This is a genomic window from Corynebacterium freneyi (assembly GCF_030408835.1).
Taxonomy (GTDB): domain Bacteria; phylum Actinomycetota; class Actinomycetes; order Mycobacteriales; family Mycobacteriaceae; genus Corynebacterium; species Corynebacterium freneyi.
In genome coordinates this window covers 1,109,523-1,119,898 of sequence record NZ_CP047357.1, presented here as the reverse complement: position 1 = coordinate 1,119,898, position 10,376 = coordinate 1,109,523, and the positions used below count along the sequence as shown (strand labels likewise).

General features: G+C 67.1%; 9 protein-coding genes. 4 read left to right on the top strand and 5 right to left on the bottom strand.

Annotated features, from left to right (window positions below):
• Nucleotides 1–13: 13 nt before the first annotated feature.
• A complete protein-coding gene (locus CFREN_RS05120; RefSeq protein WP_209653393.1) occupies nucleotides 14–1,300 on the bottom strand; it encodes a DoxX family protein in 1,287 nt (428 codons plus the stop codon).
• A gap of 79 nt (nucleotides 1,301–1,379) precedes the next feature.
• Between CFREN_RS05120 and CFREN_RS05115 the strand changes: the two genes are divergently transcribed.
• The 3 genes from CFREN_RS05115 to CFREN_RS05105 all read left to right on the top strand — a co-directional run bounded on the left by CFREN_RS05115 (nucleotide 1,380) and on the right by CFREN_RS05105 (nucleotide 5,276).
• Nucleotides 1,380–2,408 carry a glucose dehydrogenase gene (locus tag CFREN_RS05115; protein ID WP_209653395.1) on the top strand — a complete coding sequence of 343 codons (1,029 nt, stop codon included), beginning with the start codon at nucleotides 1,380–1,382 and terminating at the stop codon, nucleotides 2,406–2,408.
• Nucleotides 2,409–2,661: 253 nt separating this feature from the next.
• Nucleotides 2,662–4,362 carry an HNH endonuclease signature motif containing protein gene (locus tag CFREN_RS05110; protein WP_209653397.1) on the top strand — a complete coding sequence of 567 codons (1,701 nt, stop codon included), beginning with the start codon at nucleotides 2,662–2,664 and terminating at the stop codon, nucleotides 4,360–4,362.
• A gap of 74 nt (nucleotides 4,363–4,436) precedes the next feature.
• The gene (locus tag CFREN_RS05105) at nucleotides 4,437–5,276 is read left to right on the top strand and encodes a siderophore-interacting protein (protein ID WP_209653399.1); all 840 of its coding nucleotides are present in this window, start codon (nucleotides 4,437–4,439) and stop codon (nucleotides 5,274–5,276) included.
• Between the two features lie 13 nt (nucleotides 5,277–5,289).
• Here CFREN_RS05105 and CFREN_RS05100 read toward each other — a convergent pair whose 3' ends face one another.
• From CFREN_RS05100 to gatB, 4 genes are all read right to left on the bottom strand, one after another.
• Nucleotides 5,290–5,976 carry a sortase family protein gene (locus tag CFREN_RS05100; RefSeq protein ID WP_209653400.1) on the bottom strand — a complete coding sequence of 229 codons (687 nt, stop codon included), beginning with the start codon at nucleotides 5,974–5,976 and terminating at the stop codon, nucleotides 5,290–5,292.
• Between the two features lie 172 nt (nucleotides 5,977–6,148).
• Entirely contained in the window at nucleotides 6,149–6,835 is a 687-nt protein-coding gene (locus tag CFREN_RS05095) for a sortase family protein (RefSeq protein WP_209653402.1), read from the bottom strand.
• 140 nt (nucleotides 6,836–6,975) lie between these two features.
• Complete coding sequence (locus tag CFREN_RS05090; RefSeq protein WP_209653404.1) at nucleotides 6,976–7,674, bottom strand: LPXTG cell wall anchor domain-containing protein; 699 nt, start codon at nucleotides 7,672–7,674, stop codon at nucleotides 6,976–6,978.
• Nucleotides 7,675–8,183: 509 nt separating this feature from the next.
• Entirely contained in the window at nucleotides 8,184–9,692 is a 1,509-nt protein-coding gene (gene gatB, locus CFREN_RS05085; protein WP_070522862.1) for an Asp-tRNA(Asn)/Glu-tRNA(Gln) amidotransferase subunit GatB, read from the bottom strand.
• A 112-nt stretch (nucleotides 9,693–9,804) separates the two neighbouring features.
• Between gatB and CFREN_RS05080 the strand changes: the two genes are divergently transcribed.
• Nucleotides 9,805–10,374, top strand: a complete 570-nt coding sequence (locus CFREN_RS05080; protein ID WP_070522859.1) for a hypothetical protein — start codon at nucleotides 9,805–9,807, stop codon at nucleotides 10,372–10,374.
• Nucleotides 10,375–10,376 lie beyond the last annotated feature (2 nt).

Genomic DNA, 10,376 nt, shown 5'->3' with positions numbered 1-10,376 from the left:
GCTCTGCAGAAAGTCAGGCGGTCACGCCCGTGGTGGTGTTCACGAACGGCAGCTGGCCGGCCGAGAAGTACCAGAGGGCGACGGCCGCGGCGATCGCCAAGAGGCAGAAGATCCAGGAACTCGCCAGCGGACGTCGCGCCCATCCGCGGCTGAAATCGATGCCGTATCGGCCCGGCCCCGTGAACTGCAGGGCCAGCGCCGAAGCGGTGAGCGCGAGCTGCAGGCGAACGGGTTCGGCGCCGGCGGCGAGCACGTTCCAACCGGAGTCGCCCACGGCTACCTCGAACATGGTGAGGAACGCGGAAATCGCCAGGGCCAGTGCCGCCCCGAGCGGCGTCGCCAAGCCGAGGACCAGCAATCCGCCGGCGATGACCTGGACGGTGGGGATGGCCACGGCGATGACCCCGGCGAAGTTGTAGCCGTTGGCGGCGAACTGCGCCTCCAGCGTGCCGATGCCCGGGGCGCCGCCGAACTGGAAGAAGGTGGCCAGGCCGAGCATGAGCACCATGCCGCCGACGCCGAGGCGCAGCAGCAGGAGCCCGAAGTCGAGGGTGCCGCGGCGGGGGTCGAAATCGCGGTCACGGTCATCGTCGCGGAAATCGGGGTCGTCCGAGTCCGCGACGGTTGCTCCCGCGACTCCTGCCGCACCGGCGGTCGGCGCAGCGCCCTCGTCGAGCAACGCATCGTCGCGGTCGTAGTCGTCGCGGCCGTGATCGCGGGCGTAGTCGTCGCGCCCATCGAGGTCGCCGCGATCGTCGACGACCATGGTCTCCGGGGCGTCATCGTCGGCGACGGCCGGGGCCACCTGCGTCGGCTGGTCGGCGGCGTCGGCGAAGTCGGCGTCGGCCTCGCGGTAATCCTCCGTCTTGGCCAACGGCTCGATCGTCTGCGGGGCGGTGCGCCCGGCCACGTCGTAAATGTCGCGGCGCGGGATCACCTGCGTTTCCGCAGCCTCCCCGGCCTCCCCGGCCACTTCCGGCGCGTCGGCTTCTGCGGCGTCGACGTCGGCGTCGTCAAGCGAAGAAGACGTCGCGGCGGCGATGGCCTCGTCGGATCCGTCCGCATCGCCGGCGATCGGGCCGGCGCCGGTGCCGTCGAGGATCTCGGTCGGCGCGTCCTGCTCGGGCTCCATCCGCGCCTCCGGCTCGGTGTCGGACTCTGCATCGGTGTCGGGGGCGACATCGGCTTCGGGGCCGTCGTCGGCAATTCGACGGTAGGTCGGGACGTCGAAGTCGTCGTCAAGCCCCTCCTCGTAGTCGCCCAGGTTGCGGGGATTCGGGTTCTTGGTGTTGTCGCTCACATGGTCAACAGTAAGCGCCGGACACCGGTTCGGGCGGGTGCCGTGCCGGGGGTGCGGCGCTTTTTCTATTCTGGCTGGCATGGGACGCAACCGGATGGGACGCGCGGTCGCGGTGGCTGCAGCTGCCGTGATGGCGCTGACGACGTCCGCGTGCATGGACGATTCCCCCGCGACGCAGACGCCGTTCGAGGCGCGGGAGTCCGAGCCGACCGGCCTGCCGATGCCCGATTCCGGCATGCGCGACGCGATGCCCGCCCCGGGCGTCCAGCGGGAGCCGCGGGGTTCGGATGATCCATGCGCCATCGATGACGTCGTCCTCGCCGCGTGCCTGCCGGAGGTCACCGCGATGGCGTCGCCGGGGCCGGGGCGGGCGGTGGTGGCGACTGCCGACGGGCGCCTGCACCTGGTCGTCGCCGGGGCGGAGCCGGTGGAGATCGCCGATGCCGGTTCCCGCGTCGCCCAGATCACGGCTGGCCCGACGGTCGCCGAAGATGGACAGCTTTTTCTGCTGCGCGCCGACGGATCGGTGGCGCGCCTGACCCTGCTGCCGGGTGGCGGCACGGATCTGCGGGAACTGCCCGAGCATGGAGACGCGATGACCCTGGGCCTGTATCTCGACGAGGACGGCGAGGTGAACACGCTGCTGGCCGGCGATCCCGGCATCGAGGTGATTTCCATGTGCCATGGCCCGCATGGGGCGCCGCCGCTGATGACGGTGCGTCTCGACGGGACGCCGATGCTCGCGCAGTGGTCGGGTGGGCTGATCGAGCCGGTCGGCGGCGTGGACCTGGATGATTCGTTGGGCGGCTGCGCGGTAATCGGCCCGGACGTGGTCGTGGCGGTGCCGGGGGCGCAGCGCGTGGTATCCATTCCGATCACTCCTCCGGAGCCGGGGCCGTTCGGGGCCTGGACCGTGGCGGGGTCGCCGACGACGTTGCTCGAGGGCGAGTTCGGCCACGTCGGCTGGGTTGCGCCGGTGGTGGCGGAAGAAGGCGTCGAGGTGTGGGGCGGCACCGTCAACACCGCCGAGGGGCGTTCGGGCGGCACGTCGGATGAGCGCGTGTTCCGCATTCCCTCCGGCGGTTCGTCGGGCGGCTCCCCGGATTAGCCGGTGGTGCGGGGCCGGGACTTGTTTGCTTGACGACGGCGGCGGGTACGCATGCGCCCTGATGCACATGTGAACGGTGGGGCGAAACGAACCCGAATCGTTACCCAATGTTCGAAGGAATCGACTCGAACACTTGTATCACGAATGGTGACGGCGGGGCCGGGGGAGGCTGCCGCATCGGGGCAGATCAGCAGCAGCGATCACGCGACACAGTCACTTTCGACACGCGCATCCAGCGCCGGGGGGAATCGACATGGCATTCGACCATGACGCAACCAACAACCACCACCATCACGATCACGATCATCACGACACCGAGCCACCACCTGCGCGGAAGCGGTGGGCCACCGAACGCGATGAACCGGTGAGCAACCTCGCCCGGCGGCGCAACATCGTCGACATCGACATCTGCCTTGCAGTCGCCCCCGATGGTGACGACGACGTCGACTCCCACCTCGCCTGCGTGGCCACGCGCCTGGGCCTGTCACGCGGCAAAGCCGCCCGATACTGCGACGTCGGGGTGATGCTGCGCCGCATGCCCAAAGTCTTGGGCGTATGCCGGTCGGGAGCGTGGCCGCATGAACGTCTGGCCACGATTGCCGCGGCCATTGCCGCGGTATCCGACGACAATCTCGCTGCGGTGGAAGACAAGTTCGTCGCCTACCTGTGCCCGAGGAAGGACTTCCAGGCCCTGCCCGGGCCGAGGGTCTTCGCCCGGGAGTTGCGCCGCATCGTCGAAGCCATCGAACCGGTGTCGACCCCACCCGACGATGAACCGAGGCCGATTGTCGGTGAGTCGTACGCGGTCGACAATGAGGGAGCTGGTGATTTCGGGCAGTTGATCGTGGTGTTGCGCAAAGACCGTCTCGCCGAGTTCGACGCCACCGTGCGGGCGATTAGGGATGCGAAGGCCAACGACGGCAACGACGGCAACGAGTGTTCTTTGCCCGATGCTCTTGTGGCGTTGTGTCGCGGTGGCGGTGAGGGGGTGTCGGTGACGATGAACGTCTACGTCGACGGCACCAACACCACCGGCACCAGCACTACCGGCGCCGCCAACACCACCGGCACTGCTGATGAGGCTGATGTGCAGGTCTGGCTCGACGGTGCCGGCTGGTTGCCGAAGTACCTGACCAAGGCGTGGCTGTCCCGGGCGGCGACTGTTCGGTTGTCGTCGGACTCGGTCACCGGTGGGTATGTGCCCACCGAAGCACAAAAAGCGCGGGTACGCGGCCGTGATGGTCAGTGTCGGTTCCCGGGGTGTGATGTGCCGGCGCATCGATGTCAGATCGACCATGTCATCGACTACGACCCCACCCACACCACCAGTGGCGGTGGTGGTTCCGGCAGTGGTTATGGGTTGGGGGTGACGGCGACGTGGAATCTGCAGTGTTTGTGCCAGCGCCACCACAACTTGAAGACCTCGAAGCATTGGCGCGCGGTGATGCATGCCGATGGGTCGGTGACGTGGGTCGACCATGCCGGACATGTGTTTGCCACCACGGTGGCTCATGGTCCGATTGCCCATATCGGCCGGCAGACGTTTTCGCAGCGGGCCACCCGTCGGGCGTCGACGATTCACGGGGATAATCTGCGGCGGATGAAAGCCGAAGCCGACAGGCAGGCGGCGATGGAGCAGGCCGATATCGATGCCGCACTGCGCACACACGCCCGTCAGACCAGACGGTACGAGGAGGAGTTGGCTGATTTCGTTGCCGGGCCGCTTAATTCCGGTGACCCGGATGTGCGGCAACAGGCCGGTGGGTTGGTGGTCGCGGCTGATGATGGGTGGCCGTGTGTCGATGATGTGGTGTGGTCGCGGCAGCAGGTCTCGGCGCGGGTGGCCAGGCGTCGGCGTGAGCAGGGGTTTGGGTGGTGTCGGGCTGATGTGGATGCCCACCGCGTGCCGCAGCCGCCGAAGCCGTTGGGGCCGCGACCGGGCATTCCCTTCTGACGCATCCCCGTTCTAGGACAACTCCTCACCAGGGCCGAGACCACATCAACAAAGGTTAGGCTACGATTCCATTTATGGCTCGAATCACTTCCACGTTCACCGTCACCGCTTCCGACCGGGTCTCCCCGACCATCCAGCGGGTGATGTTCGACGTCTCGGACATCACGCCTTTCGCGGACTCCCCGAACACGGACGCCTACGTGAAGCTGGTCTTCGAACCCCCGGTCGGAGAAGCCGCCGCCACCGATGCAGCGACCACGGAGACCGCAGCACGGATCATGCGGACGTACACCGTCCATTCGATCGACGCCGACGCGGCAACGCTCGCCATCGATTTCGCACTGCACGGCGACGAAGCCGGCAACCCCGGCTCCGGCTCCGGCATCGCCTGCGCCTGGGCATTGTCGGCACGCCCCGGCGACGTGATCGAAGCACTCGGCCCGGGCGGCGCCTACTCCCCCAACCCCGACGCCACCCGCCACCTCCTCTGCGGCGACGCGACCGCAATTCCCGCAATCGCATCCGCCATCAAGGCACTTCCCGCCGACGCGATCGCCGACGTCGTGGTTGAAGCCCCCGCCTACGCCGACGTCGACCTGATCCCCAACCACCCCGGCGCGGCAATCACCCACGTCACCCCGTCGAACGCCCCCGACGCCGAACCCGGGGATTCGTTGGTGGAGATGACCACGGCGATCGTCGGAAAGCTGGAATCACGACCCGACTTCGACCCCACCGGAATCCAGGTCTTCATCCACGGCGAAGCCAACGCGGTGATGAAACGCATCCGCCCCATGCTGAAAGACGCCGGCCTCCAGGTCCGCGGCGCCTCCATCTCCGGTTACTGGCGCGTCGGCCGCACCGAAGAGGGCTTCCGCACCTGGAAGAAGGAAAACCGACCCGACGACGCCTGAGACCGAACCAGCGTCAGCCATCCACCCCGTCATCATCCTCGACCCGGTCGAACTGGTACCCCACCACCGCATTGTGCAACACGGGCTCGTTGGGAGTTGACGCGCGCAAACACGTCAAGAGCACCAGGCGCCCGGGCATGGGCTCGGTACCCCACACATCATCGTCGACGGCGAGATCCACCTTCATCGGCGTATGGAAATCGGTCGCCTTGTACACGAGCCACTTGCTTCCCGACGCCTCCGTCCGCACGCGCAACTCGTCGCCAAGCTTGACGTTGAACTCCTGCTTCACCGAGTCGTAGACGTCATCGAAAACACCCGGGGGCCGGGTGTTGGCGTGACCCGCCAACACGGCGACATCCTCCTGATCCGTCGACGGCAACACGTACGGCTTGTCGTCGGCGGTGTAGAAACACACGTCCATCAGCTGCACCGGGTCCACGCCATAGGCCGTCATCGGACACAACTCATCGACCACAGGCTCCGACAAACCCAAGCCCGGCATGGAGATCTCCACCGGCATCGACGCCTCGATGGCGGCCTGATCGACCTCCCCGGTTTCCCCGGTCTCCCCCGGCTCCGGGGAAGCGGGCGACGGCGGCGTATCCGACCCGCACGCGGTGAGCAACAACGGTACTGCGGCCAATGCCGCGATAACGGCCGACCGCACTCCGCGCGGTCGAGCAAGCGAAGTGGACATGATGATCTTCTCCTGAAAGTCGCGACCCTCCGATGTCACGAAACCCGCCACGTCCGTCGAAGAGTCGGTCTGGCACTGCATTAACCGGCACTGCATTAAGCCGAATATTCGAAAAGGTGTTGTCGCTGGTGGTGGAGCCGTTCATGGCGTAGGCGGGCGCCAACCCCGTGCGTCAGAGATCCGGGGCATCGGCAAGACCCGCGAAGGTCCAGCCGACGATGACGTTGTGCGTCGCAGCGGCGAAGGGATTGCGGGACTCGATGCAGCTGATGGTCAGCATCCGCCCCGGCATCGGACCATCGCCCCACACTTCGGCGGAGCCGCCGAGGGACGCCTTGTCGATGCCGTGAAAATCGGTCGCCTCGTACACCAGCCACCGATCCCCGCCGGCGCGGGTGCGCACGAGCAATTCGTCGCCCTTCTCCAGGGTGAAGGTGTCGGTGCCGTTGTCGTAGAGGTCGTCGAACACCGCATCCCGGCCACTTGCGGCATGACCCGCAAGCACCGACAGATCGGGCGCGTCGGTGCCCGGCAGCGAGTACGGACGATCATCGGCGACGTAGTAGCAAGCGGTGTCCAATGTCGGCGGGTCGAGCGCACCGTCCGTCAACGGGCAGGCTTGGGCGTCGATGTCGGCGCGCAACCCCAAGGCCGGGATGGCCATCTCGAGGGGCTGCGACGTGGCAATGTCCTCAATCGGCTCGGAGACGTCGACGGTGGCGTCGACACGATCGACCGGCGACCGGGAATCCGCGAACGGGCCGAAACCGAGGAAGTGCGCGCCGACGGCGAAAGCTGCGATGACCACCAACGCAACCACGACATCCGTCAACCGCACGCCGCCGCGCGATCGCGTCATGCCGGACATCACCGCACCTCCCGAACCGAACCCGCACTTTCCACCTTCTTACCGATGAACGACGGGTTCGGCGCCGGCCGGGCGGTTGGTCCCTCACCCGTCCGGCGCCGTCCGCATCACTCCCGGAAACTCAACCTCACTCAGGCTTGACGACGACGCAGCGCGTACGTGCCACCCGCAACCGAGATCAGCACCACGCCACCTGCAGCAGCCCACGCGGCGGTGGTGTCGCCGGTACGCGCCGGCACGCCACGATCACCCGGCCGCGGACGTTCCCGCGGGTCGGTCGGACGGGGCTTGTCCTTGTCCTTGTCGTCGCCCCCGTTGCCGTCGCCGTCTTCATCGTCGCCCCCGTTGCCGTCGCCGCCGTCATCGCCGTCGTCGCCGCCGTCATCTCCGCCGTCGTCGCCACCGTCATCGCCGTCGTCGCCGCCGTCATCGCCGTCGTCGCCGCCGTCATCTCCGCCGTCGTCATCGCCGTCGCCGCCGTCATCTCCGCCGTCGTCACCGCCGTCGCCGCCGTCATCTCCGCCGTCGTCATCGCCGTCGCCGCCGTCATCTCCGCCGTCGCCGCCGTCGCCGCCGTCATCTCCGCCGTCGCCGCCGTCGCCGCCGTCATCGCCGCCGTCGCCGCCGTCATCTCCGCCGTCGCCGCCGCCGTCGCCGCCCTGGTCGTCACCGCCCTGGTCGTCACCGCCCTGGTCGCCCCCGGCTTCCTGCGCCTGAATCAGAACCCCGTCATCGTCGACATCGGCAAGAGCCGCCGGAGCCCCCATCGTCATCACACCGGAGGCGAGAATCGCGGCACCGGCCCACACGGTCGTCTTCCTGACCTTCATCGTGATCTCCTCACATATATGTGGCCATTCACGCCGCGATAGCGCCACCGGCCACATCGCTGAACAACTTCGCCATCAGGATAAGCACACATTTCCCCCATTTGGAGCAACTATTTTTTGGCGACCCCCCGGCATTTTGAATTAACGCAGGTCACCCCACAACAATGCGCACCCCCACCCTTGACGCTGCACAATTGCGACTCTTGCCGCATGCCCACCATGGCAGCACGCTGCGCCGATAGGTCACCCGCACCTCCGAGCGTCAGAAAGCCGATCACGCAAAAGGGGCCGCAATACGCTTCAGATAACTATATCTTCAACAAAATGCAGAGCGTTCACAGGATCCACATAAAGCCTCGGCTGAAAATTCCCCCACCCGACACGGTCCAGCAAATGCCCATTATTCTCCTATATTCACCGCAAAAGTACAGCGGCGCACAACGACCAACCAAACGCCACGGGCCCGGCATCCACATCGGATGCCGGGCCCGTGGGCGTCGTCAAGCAAACTAGCCGAGCTTCTTCGCGATCAGCTGATTGACCTGCGCGGGGTCGGCCTTGCCGCGGGTTGCCTTCATGACCTGACCCACGATCGCGCCGACGACCTTCTTGTTGCCGGCCTTGTACTTCTCCACGATGTCCGGGTTCGCGGCCAGCGCCTCGTCGACCGCAGCTTCGATGGCACCGTCGTCGCGAACGACCTCCAGGCCACGGGCCTCGACGACCTCATCGACGTCGCCCTCGCCGGCCAGCACGCCGTCGACGGCCTGGCGGGCCAGCTTGTTGGTCAGCTTGCCCTCCTTGATCAACGCGACGACGCGGGCAACCTGCGCCGGAGTGATCTCCAGCTCCGCCAGGTCCACGCCCCGCTCGTTGGCCTGCTGCGACAGGTACGCCACCCACCAGGAACGCGCCTCATCCGGGGTGGTGCCCGCCTCGACCGTGTCGACGACCAGGTCCAGCGCGCCGGCGTTGACCAGGTCGCGCATCTCCTCGTCCTTCAGGCCCCACTCCTGCTGAATGCGGGCGCGGCGGACCCACGGCAGCTCCGGCAGCGTCGCGCGGATCTCCTCGACCCACTCGCGCGGGGCGATGACCGGCGGCAGATCCGGGTCGTTGAAGTAGCGGTAGTCCTCCGCGGTCTCCTTGATGCGGCCGGCGGACGTCGACCCGTCGGTCTCCTGGTAGTGGCGGGTCTCCTGGCGGATGGACCCGCCGTCGACGAGAACCTGCGCCTGGCGCTGCATCTCGTAGCGCACCGCCTGCTCGACGGACTTCAGCGAGTTGATGTTCTTCGTCTCGGTGCGGGTGCCGAACTCCTCCTGGCCGATCGGACGCAGCGACAGGTTCGAGTCGACGCGCATGGAACCCTGATCCATGCGGGCATCCGACACGCCCAGCGCCTTGACCAGGTCACGCAGGGCCGACACGTACGCGCGGGCGACCTCCGGGGCGCGCTCGCCGGCGCCGATGATCGGCTTGGTGACGATCTCGATCAGCGGCACGCCCGCACGGTTGCAGTCGACCAGCGAACGGGTCGCGCCGTGGATGCGGCCCGACGTGCCGCCCAGGTGCGTCAGCTTGCCGGTGTCCTCCTCCATGTGGGCGCGCTCGATTTCGATGCGCCACTCGGTGCCGTCGTCGAGGACGACGTCGAGGTGGCCGTTGAACGCGATCGGCTCGTCGTACTGGGAAATCTGGTAATTCTTCGGCTGGTCCGGGTAGAAGTAGTTCTTCCGCGCGAAGCGCGACGACTCGGCGATCTCGCAGTTCAGCGCCAGGCCGATCTTGATGGCCCATTCGACGCCGGTCTTGTTCACCACCGGCAGCGCGCCCGGCAGGCCCAGGCTGCACGGGTCGACGTTGCTGTTCGGTGCGGCACCGAAGTTGGCGGAGGAAGAGGAGAACATCTTGGTGTTCGTCGCGAGCTCGACGTGCACCTCCATGCCCATCACGGGTTCGAAGCGCTCGAGGACCTCGTCGTAGTCCATCAGATCATCAGCGTAAGCGGCGGTCATGGGGGACATCGTACTAGTGGCCGGGTGGAGGCGGGCACCCCGGGGCCGGGACGGTGGACTACCCTGTTCTCGTTGCTTCACAGTCGCCGCCGATCACGCACCGGGAGTCCCGATGACCCACGCCCGCACCCAGGATGACAGCGCCAAGGACGAGCCGAATCGACCGCGCCGCAGGGGGCTGCTGGCCGGACTCGGGATCGGTGCGGCGGTGGTGGTGTCGATTGCGGTGATCGCGTCGATGTTCACGGGCACGTCGAACGAGGGTTTCGGCGCGGAGCTGCATCCGGAGGGCCTGCGGGATTCCCTTCCCGCGGAGCTCGCGGAGGGCTGGAATGCGGAGATGTGCTTCCTGCTCATGGACAATCCCCGCGGCTTGGGGTCGCCGGACGATGGCGTTCCCGCCGAGGTGCCGGCGGTGAATTGCTTGCTTGACGACGGCTCGCCGAACGGAATTTCCACCACGATGGTCACCGACGAGGGGTTCGCCGATGCGGTGAAGGATCCCGCCGGCGGGGTCGACATGATCGAGCTCGGCACCTCCCCCGATGGCGCCCATGAAGTGCATTGGCTGCAGGAGACGGGTCTGATCTACGACGTGACGGAGAATTCGGTGCTGCGTTTCGGTCCGTACGGTTCCGAGGACGAGGCCCGCGACTTCGCGTCGGCCCACGGATTGCTGTAGTT